We start from the raw sequence: 19,804 nt of genomic DNA, 5'->3' as shown, positions 1-19,804 counted from the left end.
CCTTGAGGGCGTGCAGTGGACGCCCTCAAGGGGCGCGGGGAACTGCGCGACCAGCCCCCACTCACCCGCAGCCGCCGACGACGCAGCCACCGCCCCCTACATCCGGCTCAAGCTAGCCGCAGCGAACAGCACGTCGCTGATCGCCCCCCGGTCGCCCAGCTGACCCGCCGCCGCCTCCGCCGGAGGCACATGGCCCGCGGCCAGGCGGCAGAACTCCACGCCGTCCAGGGCGACATGGGCCACCTCGTGCTCGGCGGAGCCCACCGCGCCCGGGGAGTCGAGCGGGATGAGCCACTCGCCGCCGCCCGAGCCCTCGATCTCCAGCCGCAGGCTGCGCCCCGGTTCACCCGCCGTGACCAGGTGCGGGCGGGCACCCGGCGCGGCCGGCCCGGCCCGGCGGCGGGCCGCCAGGACGCCCGGCAGCATCCGGGCCGCGAGGTCGATCATGCGGTTCAGATGACGTGCGGAGGGCGGCTCGTACGGGTAGTCCACCGCGTCGGCGATGTCCTCCGCGTGCACCCAGCACTCGAACGCCCGGTCCAGCATCGCGTCGTGCAGCGGTAGCTCGAAGTCGCCGTACGACACCGGCATCCGGCCCGCGTCGCCGGTGAACGACACGGTGCGGACGATGCCGTGGCTCTGCTCGCGCCAGGGTGCCCGCACCGCGCGGGTGGGCGGGTAGTGCGAGGCCCGCCAGTACGCCTCGGTGCGGCCGGCCGGCGCCGGGGTGGGCGCGGTGATGTCGCCCAGCGGGTCGTCGAGGCCCAGGGTGACCGCGACCAGCCCGTCCACCGTCAGCAGGTGCGCGATGACCCCGGCGACGGTGGTACGGCGGCTGGCGGCCTCGTCGGCCTCGAACCAGCGCAGCCGGACCGGCGCGTGCCACTCGGCGTCGCCGATGTCCTGCAGCAGCGCGTCCAGCCGCGCGGTCTCGGCGTCGTACGGCGTGGCCCACTCGGGTACCGGGATGCGCGGCGGGCGCCGCTCCAGGCATCCGTCCAGGACGCGGGTGCGCAGGGCGGGGTCCAGGTCGAGGCTCTCCGGCCGCTGGAGCAGCCCGACCGCCTCACGCAGCCGCAGGGCCTCGTCGGCACAGGCGTCGCACTCGCCGAGATGCTCCTCGACGGCCGCGGCCTCCTCGGCCGAGCAGGCGGCCAGCGCCCACGCCCCGAGGAGCGACGTCAGCACGTGGTGCCCCAGCGCGACCGCCGCCCCGCCCGGCACCGCGTCGGGCAACGTCCGCCCGCCGTCCTCGACGGACGCGCGGGGCAGCGGTATACGCGGACCGGGACGGGATCCGCCGCCTCCGTCGTGGGACGCCGGCTCGTCGGGCCCACCGACCCCAAGGTGAGGCGTAGGTCCATCAAGCCCACCAGGCCGCCCACCAGTACCTTCGCCGGGCGCCGACCCGCCGGGCCCGTCGCCTCCTCCGTCATGGTGTTCCGGTCCTCCCGGGGCGCCCGGCAGGGCGTTGCCGCCTTCGGACGCACCGGGGCGGCCGGGACCGCCGAGCGTGCCGGGGGCATCGAGCGTGCCGGGTACGTCCGTGCCGGGTACGTCGGGCCCCGCCGACCCCGCCTGCCCCGTCGGCGCCCCAAGCCCCGCCTGCTCCCCGGCCCCCTCGGTGCCCGAGCCGTCGGGAGCCTCGAAGCCGCCGTTCTCGTCGTATGCCCCCTTCATGCCGCACCCCCGTATCCCGGCGGCGCCCCGGGGGTCTGCGGGGCGCCGGCGTCGCGGGCGGTGGAGAGGAGCTGGAGGCCGAGGCGGAGGCGGCGGCGGGCCTCGTCCTCCGTGACGCCGAGGTCGGCGGCGGTCTGGCGGTAGTCGCGGCGCTGGAAGTAGGCCAGTTCCAGGGCGGCCCGGAGCGGGGCCGGCATGGACTGGACGATGTAGTCGGCGCGGGCGGCGACCGAGGCGTGGCGCACCTTGCTCTCCAGCTCCTCGGTGGTGCCGGGGCCGCCGCGGGCGAGGGCGGCCGTCTCGGTGGCGCGCAGCCGCTGCACGGCCAGGCGGTGGGTCAGCGTGGCGACCCACGTGCGCAGCGGGCCCTGCCGGGGGTCGTAGGCGTCCGGATGCTCCCAGACGTGCGCGAAGACGTCGCGCGTGATGTGGTCGGCGGCCCGCTCGTCACCGAGCACGCGGTGCGCCAGGCCGTGCACGAGCGAGGCGAACCGGTCGTAGAGCTCGCCCAGAGCGGCGGCCTCCCCGCGCGCGAGCCGCTGCTGCATCTTGCGGTCCCAGCGCAGTGGTACGTCCCTCTTCGCCATACGGCCCCTTCACCCCCTGTGCGGTCCTCTGCTCGTTCCGTGCTCGTGCGTGCTCGTTCTCTGCCCGTGCCGGTCTCCAGCCTGCGGCCACCGTCTCCCCGAATGTAGTCGGCACGTCCGACACCGCACGCCCCTTTGTGTCAATGCGCGCCCCCGAGGGCCCGCAGGTGGTAAACGCCCCCGATCCGCCTCACCTACCCTCTATCGTGCGACCGGATTCGATCGAACAGGATCGAAACCGTCTGAAACAAGCCTCTTCTGACCAGACCCCGTTTCCGGTCGGGCGTTTGCGGGAACGGCCGGTGGGCAGGCGCGCGGCCAAGAAGCGTAAGCATGGCTTCCGTTTCGGGTGATTCCGGACGTTCCGACGAATGAAAGGCATGGTGGTGACGTTCAACGTGACCGGCGGCGAGCAGGGCCAGTGGGCCGTGCTCCAGGTGTCGGGCGAACTTGACCTGGTGACGTCACCGGTGCTGCGGCAGCGCGTGCACGACGAGGTGGCCGAGGGGCGGCACAGTCTTGTCCTGGATCTCTCCGAGGTCCTGTTCTGCGACTCCAGCGGGGTCGGCGTGCTCATCGCGTCCCGGCGGCTCATCCGCTCCTGTCAGGGTCGGCTGCGCCTGATACTGCCCGCCCAGGGAGCCGTCGACGGCTCCCACGTCAACCGCGTCCTCGGTGCGCTCGGGGTGCGCCGGCTCTTCGACGTCCACCCCGACATCGCCTCGGCGACCGGCGACGAACCGCGCCCGCTCTCCGCGTAGATCCCGCCCGCGGTCGCGTCCGGCGTCGTACGCTCCGAGCGTTACGCGGGAGCGATACGCACCCACCGAAACCGACGACGTGAGGCGGCCGGAGAAGACCATGGTCAACAGCGAGTACGAGCGCAGGATCGCCGCGCGGTTCGCCACCTTCGACCAGGACGGCAACGGGTACATCGACCGTTCGGACTTCAGCGGAGCGGCCAAGGCGGTGCTCGCCGAGTTCGGCACCGCCGCCCGTTCCGAGAAGGGCCAGGCCCTGTACGGCGGCGCGGAGGCGTTCTGGCAGGGCATGGCCGGCATCGCCGACCGGGACGGCGACCAGCGCATCACCCGCGAGGAGTTCGTCTCCGGAGCGGTCAAGCGGCTGCGGGACAACCCGGACCGGTTCGCCGAGATCGCCCGGCCCTTCCTGCACGCGGCCCTGGACGTCGCCGACACCGAGGGCGACGGAGCCGCCACGGTCGAGGCCGCCGCACGCGTGCTCACCGCGCTCGGCGTGCCCGGGGACGACGCCCGGTCGGTCGCCGAAGCGCTCGACGCGGACGGCGACGGTGAGGTGGGGGAGGCGGAGATCGTCCCGGCCTTCGCCCGGTACTTCACCGTGCCCGAGTAGCGCGTCCCGCGCCGACGGCCGTCGCCGCCTTCCCGAACAGATGTCGCGCGGGTGTCGCGGATCGTGGCAGGACGGCATCACAGAGCGTTGATACCGGGTTGTGTCCGCCGTGTGACCCGTCACGGCCCGGAGTCGGCGCCACATTCCGGTACCTTGTGTGGGATGCGAGTGGTCCCGAGCGCCAGCCGTGCCGGAGTTGCCCTTGGGGCGGCTCCGGAACCGGCGGTGTGCGCCTTGCCTCGCAGGGTGGAACGGCCGTCGGCCGCCGCCTGTTCGACTCCCCGGAACGAGCGTCGCACAGTATGCCGCACGGGTACTCCTTCGCGCTGGAATATGCCCGAAGCGCTTGTTGGGGTGACTGTACGTCAACCATGCTGTCCCACAGGGGATTCACGTTCCGTGATCCCTGACCCGGCCTTTGTTCTGGCCATGCAGAAAATGGCTACGATCGTGGCCCTCATGAGGCGCGAGCCTTTGTGTCCGCCGGTTCGGATGGTGTGAGCGGTGCAGGTGCTTCAAGTGCAGCTGGAGGTCGGGCCCGACCCCTCGGAAGTGGGGCGCGCGCGGCGGTGGGCACGCTCACGGCTCGCCGGGGCCGGGATAGAGGCCGACGAACCACTCGCCGAGACGCTGGTCCTGCTCGTCTCCGAACTGGTCACCAACGCCGTGGTGCACACCGGCAGTTCGGCCGTGCTGCGGCTGGTGCTGCCGGGGGCGGTGGCCGAGGGGGCCGAGGAGGCGACCGTCCGCCTCGAAGTGGACGACGCCAGCGACCGGGCCCCGGTGCCCCGTTGCGTGGACGGCGAGGCGACGGGCGGCCGGGGTCTTGCCCTCGTCGACGGCCTGGCCGACCGCTGGGGCTGGAGCCGGGAGGGCACCGGCAAGCGCATCTGGTGCGAACTGGACCGCTGCGCCGAGCGCGAGGACGCCGCGCCGGTCTGCGGAAGCGGTGGCGGCGCGGTGCCGTACGAGGGGTTCGCGTACGAGGTGGTGTAGCGGCCGGCGGTGCGGGATGCGCCGGGTGCACGAGCCTCCGCATCTTCCGGGGGTGATGCGGCGGTGCGCCGGGGCGTGCTTCCGTGCGCGTCCCGCGCATACCGGGCGTAAGTGATGAATCCCCCTTTGCCGGTTGACGGATCGTGACCGTTTCCTCACGCTTGTAGGCAACGATTCGCCGCGAGGGGACGACGAGGCCTCGGTGACGGAGCCCTCGACGAGCGTGGGTCGTGATTCGGCGGCGGTTCCCTCGGGGGCGACGGGAGCCGGGCGGGAGCGCCGGAGTCGGGTGGCGGCGCGCGATGCCATGCTCGGGGCGGACAGCGCCGCGCCGCCGTTCCGACGAGTCGGGGGAGTGCGGAGGATCCGGTGAGCGTGGTTCGGCTCCCGCTCACTGTCCACAGGCTGTGGACAACTCCGCGCGGAAAGTCCGCCGGTACGCGGTCGGGGTGACCCCGAGCGCCGCCTGCAAGTGCTGCCGCATCGACTGCGCCGTGCCGAAGCCGGCGTCGCGGGCCACCTGGTCGACGGAGAGCGCGGTGGACTCCAGCAGGTGCCGGGCCCGTTCGACGCGCTGCCCGGTGAGCCACTGCCCCGGGCTGACACCGACCTCCTCGCGGAAACGGCGGGTGAAGGTGCGTACGGACATCGACTCCTGGGCGGCCATGTCCCGCAGCTGGATCGGCTCCTGGAGGCGGCCGAGCGCCCAGGCGCGGGCGTTGGTCGTCGAGGACTGCTGGGGATCGGGCACCGGCCGCTCGATGTACTGCGCCTGCCCGCCGTCGCGGTGGGGCGGCACGACGGTGCGGCGGGCCACGTCGTTGGCGACGGCGGTGCCGTGGTCCCTGCGCACGATGTGCACGCACAGGTCGATCCCGGCCGCGACCCCGGCCGAGGTGAGCACGTCGCCGTCGTCGACGAACAGCACGTCCGGGTCGACCCGCACCTTCGGGAACAGCCGCTGGAAGTGCTCGGCGGACGCCCAGTGCGTGGTCGCCGGCCGGCCGTCGAGGTACCCGGCGGCGGCCAGGACGTAGCCGCCCGTGCAGATCGCGACGAGCCGGGTGCCGGGCCGGACGAGCGCCAGCGCGGCGGCCAGCTCCTCGGTGAGTACGCCCTCCTCGTGCACGGGGCCCAGCTCGTAGGAGGCCGGGACGACGACCGTGTCGGCGGTGGCCAGGGCCTCGGGGCCGTGCTCGACCAGGATCGCGAAGTCGGCGTCGGTGCACACCGGCCCCGGCGGGCGCACAGAACAGGTGACGACCTCGTACAGCGGGCGCTTCCGCTCGTCCTTCGCGCGCCCGAAGATCCGCTGCGGGATGCCCAGTTCGAAGGGGAGCAGGCCGTCGAGGGCGAGGACGACGACGCGGTGCGGCCGGGGAGCACGGTACGTACGGTCGGACGTCATGGCCCGATCCTAGCGAACGCTGTCTTTCGGGCCACTGGATCGGACGGACCGTGCATCGGAAGCTCAATGACGTGCCCCAGACAACCGACGCCGCCGCCGCATCCGTACACCGGCCGGAGCCCGCCCGCCCGCGCCGCCATGCCCGGGTGCACCGCGCCTGGTGGGTCGCCGCCGTCACCTTCGTGACGATCATCGGCGCCGCCGCCTTCCGCTCCCTGCCCGGCATCCTCATCGACCCGCTCCACCAGGAGTTCGGCTGGTCGCGCGGCACGATCGGCGCCGCCGTCTCCGTCAACCTCGCGCTCTATGGGCTGACCGCCCCCTTCGCCGCGGCGCTGATGGACCGCTTCGGCATCCGTCGCGTGGTCGCCGTCGCCCTGATCGTCATCGCGCTGGGCTCGGGCGCGACGGTGTGGATGGAATCCGCCTGGCAGCTCATCCTCTGCTGGGGCCTGCTGGTCGGCCTCGGCTCCGGTTCGATGGCGCTGGCCTTCGCGGCCACCGTCACCAACCGATGGTTCACCGAGCGGCGCGGCCTGGTCACCGGCGTCCTCACCGCGGCCTCGGCCTCCGGGCAGCTGATCTTCCTGCCGCTGCTGTCCTGGATCGTGGAGACGTACAAGTGGCGGCCGGCCGCCGTCACGGTCGCGCTCGCCGCCCTCGCCGTCGTGCCCTTCGTCTGGCTCCTGCTCCGCGACCACCCGGCGGACGTGGGCCAGAAGCCCTACGGCGCCAAGGAGTTCGTCCCCGCACCGGCCCCCGTGCCCGGCGCCGCCCGCCGCGCGCTCACGGTGCTCTTCTCCGCCGCCCGCACCGGCCCGTTCTGGCTCCTCGCCGGCACCTTCGCGATCTGCGGCGCCTCGACCAACGGCCTGATCCAGACCCACTTCATCCCCGCCGCCCACGACCACCACATGCCGCTGACGGCCGCCGCCTCGCTGCTCGCGGTCATCGGCGTGTTCGACGTGGTCGGCACGATCGCCTCCGGCTGGTTCACCGACCGCTTCGAACCGCGCCGCCTGCTCGCCGTCTACTACGCCCTGCGCGGCGTCTCCCTCCTCTTCCTCCCCATCCTGCTCGCGCCGACCGTCCACCCCCCGATGATCTTCTTCATCGTCTTCTACGGCCTCGACTGGGTCGCCACCGTCCCGCCCACCCTCGCCCTGTGCCGCGAGCACTACGGCGACGACAGCGCGATCGTCTTCGGCTGGGTCCTCGCCTCCCACCAGGTCGGCGCCGCCCTCGTCGCCTTCCTCGGCGGCGTCGCCCGCGACCACTTCGGCTCGTACGACGTGGTCTGGGTCGCCTCCGGCGCCCTGTGCGCGGCGGCGGCACTGATGGCGTTGGTGATCCGACGGCGCCCGGCTCCGGTGGCCGGCCTGTCGTGACCGTGACCGGGTCGCGGGCTGCCGGGCTGCCGGGCTGCCGGGCTGCCGTGCAGGGGTATGTGGGGACGACGCCCCGCCGCCGCTCAGCCAGGAAGCCGCGAGACCCGGCCCCCGTCCCTCTTCGCCACCGCCCTGGCTATCCGCCCCGCGTCGATCGCCAGCTCGCGGAGCATGCCGCTGATCGGGTTGGTGAAGCCGGTGAAGTACAGGCCGGGGGCGTTGTCGGGGAAGTGGGCGCCCTGGGTGACCGGTCTGCCGCGTGCGTCGAGTATGCCGAGGTGGCCGACCAGCCCCTCCAGGCCCCGGAGATAGCCGGTGGCGGCGATCACGGCGTCCGGTGCGACGCGGGTGCCGTCGGTGAGCACCACCTTGCCGTCCTCGAAGCCGTCCACGGCGGCCACGATCTCCACCCGGCCGCCGCGCACCGCGTCGATCAGGCCGACGTCCTGCACCGGGACGGCGCCCTCGGCGACCCGGGTGAGGAGGCCGGTGTCCGGGCGGGGCAGCCCGTGCGCCGACAGGTCGGGCGTGCTGATCCTGGCCAGCGGCCGGGCGAGCCGGTCGACGAGGCGGGTCGGCAGCCGCCGTACGAGGACGCCGCTGTACTGGGCGGGCCAGCCGGCGGTGGAGCGGCGGACGATGTGGGGCGCGGTGCGCACGGACAGCCGGACCCGGGCGGCCCCGCCCTCCACCAGGTCCACGGCGATCTCGGCGCCGGTGTTGCCGACGCCGACGACCAGGACGTCACGGCCGGCGTACGGGGCCGCGTTCCGGTACTCGGCGGCGTGCCCGACCTCGCCGGTGTAGGTGTCGCGGCCGGGCCAGTCCGGCAGGCGCGGAGTGTGGTTGTAGCCGGTGGCGACCACGACCGCGGCGCCGGTCAGCTCACGGCCGCCCGAGGCGTGCAGCAGCCAGCCGGCATCGTCGGGCGCGCGCTCGACGCGGTAGACCTCGACGCCGGTGACGATCTCCAGCTTGTGGTGCTCGGCGTACTTCTCCAGGTACCGCACCACGTCGTCCCGGGCCACCCACCGCCCGAAGCGGCGCGGCAGCGGCAGTCCCGGCAGCGCCGAGAGCCGGCGGGTGGTGTGCAGGCGCAGCCGGTCGTAGTGGCGCCGCCAGGAGGCGCCGACGTGGTCGGCCCGCTCCAGGACGACGGCCCGCAGACCCCGCGCGCGCAGCGCGTGAGCGACGGCGAGGCCGCCTGGACCGGCGCCGATGACGTACACGGGGCGGTCCGCGGGGTGTGCGGGCTGCGGTTCAGCGGACGCTGTGGAGTCGGCCATGCCGCGAGCGTAATCACGCTCTCGCTTGATGGGTCTCGGTCAAGACCGGAATCGGTTGCGGATCGGTCACGACCGCGCCGCCGGTCGGATTAAATGGCCCGATGGCCCACACACGCATGCAGACCCTCGCGCCCTCCCTCACCGAACCGCGCGGACACGGCCTCCACCTCCGGTCCTGGGACGCCGGCTCCGACGCCGACGCCGAGACGTGGCTGCGCGGCTGCCTGGACCCCGAGTTCCAGCGCTGGAACACACCGCTCAGGCTGTGGACGGACCTCGCCGGCGCCCGTGAGTCGCTGCGCGCCCGCGCCACGGAAGCCGGTCAGGGCAGGTCCGCGTCGTTCCGGATCACGGACGAGGCGAGCGGCACGGTGCTGGGTCACTTCGGCGTCAACGAGATCAACCTGCCGCTGAAGCTGGCACGGGTCGGCTACTGGGTGCTCCCCGAGGCCCGCGGCCAGGGGGTCGCCACCCGCGCCCTGCTCCTCGCGTCGCGCTGGGCCTTCGCGGAACTCGGCCTGTACCGCCTGGAACTGGGGCACGCGGCGGGCCACGACGCCTCCTGCCGGATCGCCGAGCGCTGCGGCTACGCCTGCGAGGGCACGCTGCGCGGGGCGATGTTCGAGGCCGGTCGGCACGACACGTTCCGCGACGCGCATCTGCACGCGCGGCTGGCGACGGACGCGGAGCCCTCGGCGCCTGCGGCGCCTGCCGGGCCCGCGGCGTCCTCGGCGCCCGCCGGGCGGTGAGGGCCCGCGACAGACGCAGAGCCCGCGGCGCCTGCCTGGCCCTGGGCGCCCGCGGCGCCTGCCTGGCCCTGGGCGCCCGCGGCGCCTGCCAGGCCCTCGGCGCCCGCGGCACCCGCCGGGCCCGCGACGCCCTCGGCCCCCGCCGGGCGGTGACCGTCGCTCACGGCCACAGCAGCCGCGTGCCCCAGCCGCCGCCTTCCTCCGTCCGCCGGTAGGACAGCCGTACGTGGCGGCGGCGGGCGTCCCCCTGGAAGAACTCCACCTCGTCGGGGCGCAGCCGGTACAGCGTCCAGGACGGGACGGGCGCGTCCGGCTCCCGGCCGGCCCGCTCCCAGGCCGCCTCGGAGGCGCGGGCCAACTCGTCCGGCGAGTCCAGGTCCGCGCTCTGCCGTCCGGTGAGGGCGGCGGCCAGGGCGCCCGTCGAGCGCGCGTGCAGGTCGGCGTGCGCCACGTCGGCCGGGGCGACGGCGACCGGGCCGCGCAGGCGCACCTGGCGGCCCAGCACCGGCCAGTAGAAGACGAGCGCCGCGTACGGGCGGGCGGCGAGGTGGCGGCCCTTGCGGCTGCCGGCGTGCGTGGCGAAGGACCAGCCGTCCGCGTCCACACCGTGCAGCATCACGACGCGTACGTCCGGCAGGCCCTCCGCGTCCGTCGTCGCCAGCGACACGGTGTGCGGCTCGGTCTGACCGGCCGCCACCGCCTCGGCGAACCACGCCGTGAACAGGGCCAGGGGATCGCCGGGCGCGGTGGCCGGGTCGAAGGGCGGCAGTTCGGTGACCGCGGGATCCCACACCCGCAGCGACCTCAGCGACTCGTGAAGATCGGTTCCCATGCCCCGATTGTCACGGTCGCCGGGCCCTGGTTCACACCGAGCCGAGGTCGGAGGAGACCCAGCGCTCGGGCCGCATGCGGACGATGACCTGCTCGCCGTGGTTCGCGGAGGCGAAGGCGACGTATCCGTCGACCTTCTCGGCGGGGAGGTAGCGGGCGGTGATCTCCCGCAGGTCCTCCTCGGTGGCGGTGACCGTCTCGACGACCGGCCCCTCCACCGACACGTACCGGATGGTGGGCTCCAGCCGGTCGACCATCAGGGAGAACCGGCCCGCCGCCTTGATCAGCTCGTTCTTGCGGCTGTCGAGGCCGGTCATGATCCATACGTCGCCGCCGGGCTCGTACTGGTACCAGATCGGCACGGTCAGCGGGGCGCGGCCGGCTCCCGCGTCGACCGCGAGCGCCGCGATGTGGGGCTCGGACAGGAACTTCTCACGCTCTTCGCGGGTCAGGGCCATTCCGGTCTCCTCCAGCGGTACGGACGTCGTTGCCCTGGCTCAACACGGGCCGGCCGGGCACAAGGCTGTTCCCCGTCAGGCGGCCGTCAGGCGTCCGTCAGGACATCGCTCTCCCGCCGGACGTCCGTCAGGACATCGCCAGGCGCTGCACCAACAGGAACGCGCCGATGCCCAGCATCGCGGCGCCCGACGTACGGGTGACCGCGCGGGCCGCGGCCGGGCGCGCGCCCAGGACGGCACGGGCGGCGAGACCGACCGTGAGGTAGACGGCGGCACAGCACGCCATGTGCAGCAGTCCCAGGACGACAGTCTGCACGGACACCGGCAGGTGCGCACCCCGGGTGACCAGGAACTGCGGCAGCACGGACAGGTAGAGCAGCAGGCCCTTGGGGTTGAGCCCGCTGATGGTGGCGCCGCGCAGGAAGACCCGGGCGCGGGAGCCGCCCTCCACGGTGGCCGGGCCGGCCTGCGCGGCACCCGGAGTGCCGGGCCGGCGCAGCACCGACCACCCCAGCCACACCAGGTACGCCGCCCCCGCCACCGTCAGCACCGTGAGCAGACCCGGCGACCCCGCCACCAGCACCGCCAGCCCGGCCGCCGCCAGCAGGGTGTGCAGCGCGTACCCGGCGACCAGGCCGCCCACCGCCCACGTCACCGACCGGTCGCGCAGCCCGGCGGTGATGGCGTACGCCCAGTCCGCGCCCGGCACGCACACCAGCAGGAGGTCCAGGGCGAGGAAGGAGATGAGGGAGTCCCGAGTCCATGCCGGGAAGATTAGGCGCATACGTCCCGAAGGTGTTCCCGAAGTTTTCGCTGGTCAGGGCATGTCGTGGAAGAATCTTCCCCGTGGACGACATGGACCGGAAGATTCTTGCCGAGCTCCAGCAGGACGGGCGGCTGACCGTGACCGAGCTGGCCGCGCGGGTGCGGCTGAGCGTCTCGCCGTGTCACCGGCGGCTGCGTGAGCTGGAGCGGTCGGGTGCGATCGGCGGCTACCGGGCGGTGGTGGACCCGGCCGCCGTGGGCCTGAACTTCGAGGCGCTGGTCTTCGTGTCGATGCGGCAGGAGGACCGGGACACGGTCGCCGAGTTCGAGCGGGCGGTCAGCGAGGTGGCGGAGGTGGTGGAGGCGCAGCGGCTGTTCGGGGAGCCGGACTACTTGCTGCGCGTGGTCGCCGCCGACCTGGCGGCCTACCAGCGGCTCTACGACGAGCGGCTCGCCACCCTGCCCGGGGTGCAGCGGCTGACGTCGACGCTGGTGATGAAGCATGTGGTGCAGGACCGGCCGCTGCCGGCGTAGCGCGGCGCGCGGCGCGCGAGGCCCGGATGACAGGCTGCCGGGCGTGCTGCTACTTGGTGGGCTTCTTGCCGGTGACGCCGAGGTGCATCAACAGCGCCAGGTTCGGCTTGAGTTCGGCCTGCTTGACGCCCCAGGAGGAGAACCCCTTCTGGTGCGACGCGGCGGCCGCGAGCATGACGACCAGCGAACCGGCGATCGCCGCGGGGCTCACGTCCTTGTCGACCTTGCCCTTGGCCTGGAGCTCGGCGACGGAGTCCGCGAGGGAGGAGTTCACCGAGTTCAGGATCTTCATCCGGATCTTGGAGAAACGTTTGTCTCCCTCCGCCGCGCCCAGGTCGACGACCCGGAGGATCGCGTCGTTCTTCCGCCAGAACTCCAGGAATCCGTCGACGAGTTCCTGCGCCGTCTGCCAGCCTGCCTTGCCGACCCACGAGCGGCCCACAGTCAGGTCGGCCAACACGGTGCTCTCGGCGGCCATTTGCTCGGCGATCTCCAGGACGGCGCCCTCGACGTCCGGAAAGTACTGGTAGAAGGTCGCGGGCGAGGTGCCGGCCTTGCGGGCGACATCGATGACTTTGACATCGCGATAGGGGGAGGAGCTGAGCATTTCGCTGAGGCAGTCGAGCAGTTTCTGCCGGGTCGCCTGCCCACGTCGACCGGCCACGCGGCCGTCGACGGTACGCACTTGTCCTGTCATGCCGTCAGCTTACCGACGGGTGATCCGAGCGCGATTCGGCCGACTGCAAATGGGGTGCGAGGGCCTGTCCGGCAATTCCCGTCGTCCGCCCGTAGGGCGGGCGGGAATTGCCGGACAGGCCCTTTGGGCGGTAGGAGGCTGGTGTGCCTGGTCTGCGCGGTGCGGGCGGCGCGGTTACTTTGACGGCATGGCCGAAAACGGGGCATCAGCGAAGCGGACGTCCGGCGACCCGGGCGAGGTGCCCGCACACCCGGAAGGCGTTCCCTGCTGGGTGGACGCGCAGCTCTCCGACGTGGCGGCGGGCAAGCGCTTCTACGGCGAGCTGTTCGGCTGGACCTTCGACGGGCCGGCGGAGGGCCCGGCGGATGCGGCGGGCGGCGAGTCCGTGTGGGCGCGGCTGGGCGGCGAGCCCGTCGCCGCGCTGGTCCGCAAGAGGGACGGCCGGATGCCCACCGTCTGGTCCGTGTACTTCCACACCCCGGACGCGGTGGCACTGGCCGAGCGGATCCGGGCGGGCGGCGGCCAGATCGTCACCCCGCCCCACCCGGTCGGCGGCCTGGGCACCACCGCGCTCGCCGCCGATCCCGACGGAGCCGTCTTCGCCCTCTGGCAGCCGGACGGCCACCCCGGCTTCGGGCGCCGGCACGAGCCGGGCACCTTCACCTGGACCGAGCTGTACACCCGGGACACCGAGGCCGCCAACACCTTCTACGGCGACCTCTTCCACGACGCCCTCTTCGGCCCGGACGCCGACCCCGACTTCGGCCGCGCCCCGGTCTCCTCCGTCTTCCCCGCCGAGATGCCGCCGCACTTCCTCGTCCACTTCCTGGTCGGGGACGTCGAGGCCGCGCTCGGTGCGGTGGCCCGGCTCGGCGGGCGGGTACGGGTGCCGCCGTTCGAGACGTCGTACGGAGGGGTGGCCGTGGTCTCGGACGACCAGGGGGCGTCGTTCGCGCTGCTGCAACGCTGAACGGGCCCTCGGAGCCGTAACCCTTTGCCCGGGATCGGGTGAGACACCCCGATTGTCCCCAGGTTCGCCACCAGCGCCTCGGACAGGAAGAATCGGGGTGCGTGGCGCCACGGAGGTGCGGTGGTGAGACGCTGCACTGCGGTCGCGTACATATGTGGGTGGCGCGGCCCGTACGGGGAGGTGGCAGGCAAGTGGTGGATCAGCTGACGCAGCACGATCCGCGGCGGATCGGGCCGTTCGAGGTGCTGGGCCGGCTCGGCGCCGGCGGCATGGGGCTGGTCTATCTCGCGCGCTCGGCGTCCGGCCGGCGTGTGGCGATCAAGACGGTCCGCACGGAGCTGGCGGAGGACCAGCTGTTCCGCGTCCGCTTCACGCGTGAGGTGGAGGCGGCCCGCGCGGTCTCCGGCTTCTACACGGCGGCGGTGGTCGACGCCGACCCGCGCGCGGCGGTCCCGTGGCTGGCCACGGCCTACGTTCCCGCGCCCTCCCTCGAAGAGATAGTGAACGAGTGCGGGCCGCTGCCGGCCCAGGCGGTGCGCTGGCTGGCGGCGGGCGTGGCGGAGGCGCTCCAGTCGATCCACGGCGCCGGACTCGTCCACCGCGACCTCAAGCCCTCCAACGTCCTCGTCGTCGAGGACGGCCCCCGGGTGATCGACTTCGGTATCGCGTCCGGCGTATCGAACACCCGTCTGACGATGACGAACGTCGCCGTCGGCACCCCCGCCTACATGTCCCCGGAGCAGGCGAAGGACTCCCGCAGCGTCACCGGCGCGAGCGACGTGTTCTCGCTCGGCTCCATGCTGGTCTTCGCCGCCACCGGACACCCGCCCTTCCACGGCGCCAACCCGGTCGAGACGGTCTTCATGCTGCTGCGCGAGGGCCCGGACCTCGAAGGGCTCCCGGACGAACTGCGCCCGCTCATCGAGTCCTGCATGCAGATGGAGGCGACCGGCCGCCCCAACCCCGCCGACCTCCAGGCGCAACTCGCCCCGCACCTGTTCGGCTCCGGCTCCGACGACAGCGGTACGGCGTCGGCGTGGCTGCCCGATCGGGCGGTGGCCCTGATCGAGAGCCGCCGCAACGGGCGCCCGCGCCCCCCGGTCAAGCCCGCCGCGACGGGCGGCGGACGCGGCGGTGGCGGTGGCGGTGGCCCGGCCGGCGCCCGCCCCGCCGTACCCGCGCCCGTGCTGCCGCCCCCGCCCTCGCGCGACCCCGTCGTACCGGCGCCGCCCGTGCACGGACCGTCGGTGCCCGCGCCCGTCGGCGCCCCCGACTCCGGCCCGGTCCGGCTGGCCGGCGCCCCGGTGCCCATCGGCCCCGGCCCGCGCGTCGCCGACATGCGCTCCGCGGCGGTCGCCGCGCCCCCGCCGGAGTCCGCCCTCGCCGCGTCCTGGTCCCGCCCGCGCCCCGGCGTCAACGGCGCCGACCCCGCCGTACCGGCTGCGGCCCCGCCCGCCCCCACCGCGCCTCCCGAGGCGTCACCGGCGGGCTGGCGCCCCTGGCGCTTCCGCATGTCCAACGACGTCTGGGGCACGCCGTCCGTCGCCGGGGACCTCGTCTACGTCACCTCCTTCGAGGTGCACGCCCTGGACGTGGCGACCGGGCGCCGCCGCTTCAAGACCCGGGACGTCGCCTGGTCGATGGCGGTCGCGGACGGCCGTATCCACGCCTCCGACGGCCCGACCCTCTTCGCCCTGGACGCCCGCGAGGGCGCCGACCTGTGGCGTCTGCAGACGGACGCCTGGGTGTACTCGCTGCAGGCGTCCCGCGGCACCGTGGTCACCGCCACCCGCGGCGGCGGCGTCCAGGGCTGGGAGGCCTCCGGCGGCCAGAAGCTGTGGGAGATCACCGGCGCCCAGACCGACTTCGAGTCCCCGGAGGCGGCCGCGGCCCTCCACGACGGCACGGTGTACGTCTGGCAGGACGCCCGGCTGCGCGCCCTGGACGCCCGCACCGGCGACGAGCGCTGGTCGTACCCGATCGGCGACGCCGCCTCCTGCGGCGGGGTCCCGGTCCGTGTCGCCCACGCCCCCGACGGCTACGTCTACGTCTGTGCCGGTACCCGGGCCCTCGCCCTGGAGGTCACCACCGGCCACGTCCGCTGGCACTTCGAGGCCCCGGCGGTCTTCCTCGCCCCGCCCACCTTCGTGCCGGGCCCCGCGGTGACCGGCGGCGGCGTCTACCTGGCCGACTACCTCGGCACGGTCTACGCCCTCGACGCCACCGACGGCCGCGACCGCTGGCGCATCGCCACGGAGGCCCGCTCCTCGACCGACCCGGTCCTGGTGGCCGCCGGCCACGTCCACGTGGGCAGCGGCAAGGGGCTCTACACCCTGGACGCGGTCACCGGCACTCCCAAGTGGCGCTTCCAGGCGGGCGGCGACATCGTGGGCGCCCCGGCGGTGGCCGAGGGCCGCATCCACTTCGGCTCGACCGACCACCTGCTCTACACCCTCAAGGCCGACGACGGCCGCCTCCGCTGGAAGCTGGCGACCGGCGGCGAGATCACCGGCTCACCGGTCGTCCGCGACGGCATCGTGTACGCGTGCAGCAAGGACCGCTGCGTGTACGCCCTGGACGCGGAGAAGGGCACGGGAACGGCCCGCACCACCTGAGTGCGGGCCGCGGCGGACACACGTCGGCCGCGGCGGCTCCCCTCCGCGCCGCCGCGGCCGATCCCCGTGTGGGAAGAAGGTCTACTTGCCGTCGCCGTCCAGGTCCAGGGCGGGCGGGGCCGGCATGGCGTTGTCCATCGTCTTGATGGCGTCATGGGCGGGCCCACTGGGCATGGCGTTGTCGAGCGTGGTGACGGTCTCGTCGTTCGCCGGCGGCGTGGGCATGGCGTTGTCCTGCGGGGTGATCTCCGCGTCCTGCTTCTTGTCGCTCATGTCATCAGTCCTTTGCTGCGATGTCGGCGAGTGGGCAACGCCCGTCCGGTAGCTCCCCCGTGGGCCGCCGGACGGGCGTTCGGAGCCGCACGATACTTCCCGGGCTCCCGGCCACCCCGCCTGCCCCCCGACGCGACGGTGTGGCGGGAACGACAGTGCCCGAGGGCGATAAACGAATGCTGAACGCCCCATCCGCACGCCCACAGCGGTGGCTGTCAGGCAGCCGTCAGGGGCGTAAGGAGCGCCCTCACCTCGTCCGCCTGCGGTGCGCCGCACTGCTGGAGCAGGTTGAGCGCCTCCTGCCAGCACGCCTTCGCCCGGTCCACCTGCCCGAGCGCGGACAGGGAGCGTCCCAGCAGCGTCAGGACGTTTCCCCGCATACGGTCGCCACCGATACAGCCCAGCGCCAGTGCCTGTTCCGAGTGCTGTGCCGCCTGCGCGGGACGACGCGCGGCCAAGTGCACCTCTGCGATACGGAAGTTGGTCGTGCCCTGCCAGAGGCGCTGTCGATGACCCTCGAAGATGCGCAGGGCGTCGGAGAACTGCTGGAGGGCCTCGCTGTGGCGGCCGGCCGCGGTCAGCGCGATGCCCAGCGTGAAGTGCCCGTTGGCCAGCCGCATGGTCTTGCCGATGTCGAGTTGCGCGGTCAGCCCGCGGTGCGCGATGGCCACCGCCTTCTCGGTGTTGCCCATACCCAGGTGCGCGCGGGAGAGGTTGCACAGACTGAGCGCTTCGCCGGCGCGGTTGTCGGCTGCCCGGTACCCGTCGATGGCCTGCTCCAGGAAGGCCCGTCCGTCCGCGTACCGGCCCTGGTGCAGCGAGATGAGCCCCCGGTCGTTGGCGACCCAGCTCACGGCGGTCGTGTCCCGCGCGGCCTCCGCCAGCGTCATCGCCGACTCCGCCTGTTCGGCGGCCTGCTGGATGCGGCCGGAGACCAGCAGGACGTTGGTGAGGGTGGTCCGGGCCCGGCCCTGCGCGCGTGCGTCCCCGGCGTCCTCGGTGGCGTCGCACATCGCGCGTGCCGTCGTCTCGTACTGGTGGGAGTTGGCACCGGACTCCGTCAGGTCCTTGGCCGCCCACAGCAGGTCGACCGCCCGCCGCAACCTGGCCGTTCCGGCGCACTGCCGCACGCACGCGAGCAACGGCGCCGCCTCGCTGTACAGCCAGTCCAGCGCCGCCGAACCGTCGTCGAACGTGAGCCCCGGGTACTCCGTCGGCTCCAGGCCGTCCACCAGCCGGTCGCCGGGCCGCTCGATCGCGTAGACGCCCGCCGCCGTGGCCAGGTAGAAGTCCAGCAGCCGCGACAGCGCGGCCCCCCGCTCGCTCGGCGGTTGCTCGTCCCGCTCCGCGCACGCACGCGCGTAGAGGCGGACCAGGTCGTGGAGCCGGTACCGGCCCGGTGCCGCCGATTCGAGCAGCGACGTGTCCACCAGGGACTCCAGGAGGTCCTCGGTGTCCTCCGCCGGGAGGTCCAGTACGGCCGCCGCCGCCGCGAGGGAGATGTCCGGGCCGTCGGCCAGCCCCAGCAGCCGGAAGGCGCGGGCCTGGGCCGGTTCCAGTTGGCCGTAGCCCAGTTCGAAGGTGGCCTTGACGGCCAGGTCGCCGGCCTGGAGTTCGTCCAGGCGGCGCCGCTCGTCCGCCAGCTTGGCGGCGAGGACGGACACCGTCCACGTGCGGCGGGCCGCCAGCCGGGACGCGGCGATGCGGATCGCCAGGGGCAGGAAGCCGCACGCCCCGACCACGTCCAGCGCCGCCTCCCGCTCCGAGGCCACCCGCTCCTCGCCCACGATCTTCGTGAAGAGGGCCAGCGCCTCGTCGGGGGACATCACGTCCAGGTCGACCAGGTGCGCCCCGGCGAGGTCCACCATCCGCACCCGCGACGTCACCAGCGCCGCGCAGCCGTCCGTACCGGGCAGCAGCGGGCGTACCTGTGCGGCGTCCCTGGCGTTGTCGAGGAGGACGAGGACGCGGCGGCCGTCCAGGACGGAGCGGTACAGGGCGGCCCGCTCCTCCAGGGAGTCCGGTACGGCCGAGTCGGCCGTACCCAGGGCGCGCAGGAAGGAGCCCAGTACCGTCTCCGGTTCCGCCGCCCGCGCGCCCGCGCCCTGGAGGTCGACGTACAACTGCCCGTCCGGGAAGGCGGCCCGCGCCTGGTGGGCGACGTGCACCGCGAGGGTCGTCTTGCCGACGCCGCCGATGCCGGCCAGCGCGGAGACCGCCATCACGCGGCCCGCGTCCTTCTCGCCGGAGGCGGAGGCCAGTACGTCGCTCAGCTCACGGACGGAGGACGCCCGGCCCGTGAAATCCGAGACCGAGGCGGGTAGCTGGGCCGGACGGACCGGGGGCGCCGTCGTCTCCGCGGCCGGTGCCGACGGCTCGGCCAGGCCCGGGTCGGCCTGGAGGATGCGCTGCTGGAGTTCCCGGAGGCCGGGCCGCGGGTCGACGCCCAGTTCGTCGGCGAGCAGGCGCCGCGTGTCGGCGTAGACGGCGAGTGCCTCGGCCTGGCGCCCGCTGCGGTAGAGGGCCAGCATCAGCAGTTCGCGCAGGCGTTCGCGCAGGGGGTGCGCCGCCGTGAGGGCCGTGAGTTCCGACACCGCCTCGGCGTGGCAGCCCTGTTCCAGGTCCATGTCGAGGCAGGTTTCGAGGAGTTGGAGCCGCCACTCCTCCAGGCGGACGCGTTGCGCCTGCGCGTAGGGGCCCGGGACGCCCGCCAGCACCTCGCCGTCCCACCGTGCCAGTGCGCGGCGCAGCACGTCACGGGCGTGGCACAGGTCCCCGGCGGTCCGTGCCTTCTCCGCCTCGGCGGCCAGGTCCTGGGCGGCGGCCAGGTCCAACGCCCCTTCGTCCAGGCCCCGCACGGCGTATCCGCCCGACTCGCTCACCAGGACCCCGGCGTCCAGCACCTTCCGCAGCCGGGACGCGTACGTGCGCAGCGCCGCCAGCGCCTGCGACGGAGGTTCCTCGCCCCACAGGGCGTCGATCAGTTCGGCGGCCGTGGCCGTACGGCCCTCGCGGAGCAGCAGCGCGGCCAGCAGGGCGCGCTGCTGCGGGGAGCCGGTGGCCAGCGGTTCCTCGCCGCGCCAGGCGCGTACGGGTCCGAGCACCCCGAAACGCAGCGCCGTCGACTGGTCCGGTTCCGCCGGGGACCCGGGACGCCGCTGCTCCGGTACCCGCGGTACACCGTCCATCAGAG

The 19,804-nt window shown here is 73.8% G+C and carries 18 protein-coding genes; 8 read left to right on the top strand and 10 right to left on the bottom strand.

Annotated features, from left to right (window positions below; translation table 11 throughout):
• Window positions 1–96 precede the first annotated feature (96 nt).
• On the bottom strand, window positions 97–1,680 hold the full coding sequence (locus tag ACFCZF_RS09230; protein ID WP_376671120.1) for a zf-HC2 domain-containing protein: 1,584 nt from the start codon (window positions 1,678–1,680) through the stop codon (window positions 97–99).
• Window positions 1,677–2,267: a sigma-70 family RNA polymerase sigma factor gene (locus tag ACFCZF_RS09225; RefSeq protein ID WP_375924971.1), complete on the bottom strand. Its 591-nt coding sequence runs from the start codon at window positions 2,265–2,267 to the stop codon at window positions 1,677–1,679. The genes ACFCZF_RS09230 and ACFCZF_RS09225 overlap by 4 nt, the downstream gene beginning before the upstream one ends.
• Before the next feature lie 380 nt (window positions 2,268–2,647).
• On the opposite strand from ACFCZF_RS09225, the gene ACFCZF_RS09220 reads away from it, so the two are divergent.
• From ACFCZF_RS09220 to ACFCZF_RS09210, 3 genes are all read left to right on the top strand, one after another.
• On the top strand, window positions 2,648–3,028 hold the full coding sequence (locus ACFCZF_RS09220) for an STAS domain-containing protein (protein WP_375924977.1): 381 nt from the start codon (window positions 2,648–2,650) through the stop codon (window positions 3,026–3,028).
• A gap of 100 nt (window positions 3,029–3,128) precedes the next feature.
• Window positions 3,129–3,641 carry an EF-hand domain-containing protein gene (locus tag ACFCZF_RS09215; RefSeq protein WP_376671119.1) on the top strand — a complete coding sequence of 171 codons (513 nt, stop codon included), beginning with the start codon at window positions 3,129–3,131 and terminating at the stop codon, window positions 3,639–3,641.
• Window positions 3,642–4,160: 519 nt separating this feature from the next.
• Window positions 4,161–4,637, top strand: a complete 477-nt coding sequence (locus tag ACFCZF_RS09210; protein ID WP_376671131.1) for an ATP-binding protein — start codon at window positions 4,161–4,163, stop codon at window positions 4,635–4,637.
• A gap of 391 nt (window positions 4,638–5,028) precedes the next feature.
• Here ACFCZF_RS09210 and ACFCZF_RS09205 read toward each other — a convergent pair whose 3' ends face one another.
• Window positions 5,029–6,045: a GlxA family transcriptional regulator gene (locus ACFCZF_RS09205; protein ID WP_376671118.1), complete on the bottom strand. Its 1,017-nt coding sequence runs from the start codon at window positions 6,043–6,045 to the stop codon at window positions 5,029–5,031.
• A gap of 71 nt (window positions 6,046–6,116) precedes the next feature.
• Here ACFCZF_RS09205 and ACFCZF_RS09200 point away from each other — a divergent pair, with 71 nt between their 5' ends.
• The gene (locus tag ACFCZF_RS09200) at window positions 6,117–7,433 is read left to right on the top strand and encodes an MFS transporter (protein ID WP_376671117.1); all 1,317 of its coding nucleotides are present in this window, start codon (window positions 6,117–6,119) and stop codon (window positions 7,431–7,433) included.
• Window positions 7,434–7,516: 83 nt separating this feature from the next.
• Here the strand turns inward: ACFCZF_RS09200 and ACFCZF_RS09195 are convergent, their stop codons facing one another.
• Window positions 7,517–8,719, bottom strand: a complete 1,203-nt coding sequence (locus ACFCZF_RS09195; RefSeq protein ID WP_376671116.1) for a flavin-containing monooxygenase — start codon at window positions 8,717–8,719, stop codon at window positions 7,517–7,519.
• A gap of 101 nt (window positions 8,720–8,820) precedes the next feature.
• Between ACFCZF_RS09195 and ACFCZF_RS09190 the strand changes: the two genes are divergently transcribed.
• A complete protein-coding gene (locus tag ACFCZF_RS09190) occupies window positions 8,821–9,468 on the top strand; it encodes a GNAT family N-acetyltransferase (RefSeq protein ID WP_376671115.1) in 648 nt (215 codons plus the stop codon).
• Window positions 9,469–9,628: 160 nt separating this feature from the next.
• Here the strand turns inward: ACFCZF_RS09190 and ACFCZF_RS09185 are convergent, their stop codons facing one another.
• The 3 genes from ACFCZF_RS09185 to ACFCZF_RS09175 form a co-directional block, all read right to left on the bottom strand.
• The gene (locus tag ACFCZF_RS09185) at window positions 9,629–10,300 is read right to left on the bottom strand and encodes a pyridoxal 5'-phosphate synthase (RefSeq protein WP_376671114.1); all 672 of its coding nucleotides are present in this window, start codon (window positions 10,298–10,300) and stop codon (window positions 9,629–9,631) included.
• Between the two features lie 31 nt (window positions 10,301–10,331).
• The gene (locus tag ACFCZF_RS09180; RefSeq protein ID WP_376671113.1) at window positions 10,332–10,757 is read right to left on the bottom strand and encodes a pyridoxamine 5'-phosphate oxidase family protein; all 426 of its coding nucleotides are present in this window, start codon (window positions 10,755–10,757) and stop codon (window positions 10,332–10,334) included.
• A 127-nt stretch (window positions 10,758–10,884) separates the two neighbouring features.
• Window positions 10,885–11,541, bottom strand: a complete 657-nt coding sequence (locus ACFCZF_RS09175; RefSeq protein WP_376671112.1) for a LysE family translocator — start codon at window positions 11,539–11,541, stop codon at window positions 10,885–10,887.
• Between the two features lie 62 nt (window positions 11,542–11,603).
• Between ACFCZF_RS09175 and ACFCZF_RS09170 the strand changes: the two genes are divergently transcribed.
• A complete protein-coding gene (locus ACFCZF_RS09170) occupies window positions 11,604–12,056 on the top strand; it encodes an Lrp/AsnC family transcriptional regulator (protein WP_310872844.1) in 453 nt (150 codons plus the stop codon).
• 49 nt (window positions 12,057–12,105) lie between these two features.
• Here the strand turns inward: ACFCZF_RS09170 and ACFCZF_RS09165 are convergent, their stop codons facing one another.
• Window positions 12,106–12,741 carry a TetR family transcriptional regulator gene (locus ACFCZF_RS09165; RefSeq protein WP_376671130.1) on the bottom strand — a complete coding sequence of 212 codons (636 nt, stop codon included), beginning with the start codon at window positions 12,739–12,741 and terminating at the stop codon, window positions 12,106–12,108.
• A gap of 199 nt (window positions 12,742–12,940) precedes the next feature.
• Here ACFCZF_RS09165 and ACFCZF_RS09160 point away from each other — a divergent pair, with 199 nt between their 5' ends.
• A complete protein-coding gene (locus ACFCZF_RS09160) occupies window positions 12,941–13,723 on the top strand; it encodes a VOC family protein (protein ID WP_376671111.1) in 783 nt (260 codons plus the stop codon).
• Between the two features lie 191 nt (window positions 13,724–13,914).
• Window positions 13,915–16,338 carry a PQQ-binding-like beta-propeller repeat protein gene (locus ACFCZF_RS09155; protein WP_376671110.1) on the top strand — a complete coding sequence of 808 codons (2,424 nt, stop codon included), beginning with the start codon at window positions 13,915–13,917 and terminating at the stop codon, window positions 16,336–16,338.
• Window positions 16,339–16,419: 81 nt separating this feature from the next.
• Here ACFCZF_RS09155 and ACFCZF_RS09150 read toward each other — a convergent pair whose 3' ends face one another.
• Complete coding sequence (locus ACFCZF_RS09150) at window positions 16,420–16,611, bottom strand: hypothetical protein (protein WP_375914124.1); 192 nt, start codon at window positions 16,609–16,611, stop codon at window positions 16,420–16,422.
• Between the two features lie 215 nt (window positions 16,612–16,826).
• Window positions 16,827–19,799 carry a BTAD domain-containing putative transcriptional regulator gene (locus tag ACFCZF_RS09145; protein WP_376671109.1) on the bottom strand — a complete coding sequence of 991 codons (2,973 nt, stop codon included), beginning with the start codon at window positions 19,797–19,799 and terminating at the stop codon, window positions 16,827–16,829.
• Window positions 19,800–19,804 lie beyond the last annotated feature (5 nt).

Source organism: Streptomyces sp. NPDC056296, assembly GCF_042268605.1.
GTDB lineage: Bacteria > Actinomycetota > Actinomycetes > Streptomycetales > Streptomycetaceae > Streptomyces.
Note: the sequence above shows the minus strand (reverse complement) of the source record. Positions and strands in the feature narration are given on the sequence as shown.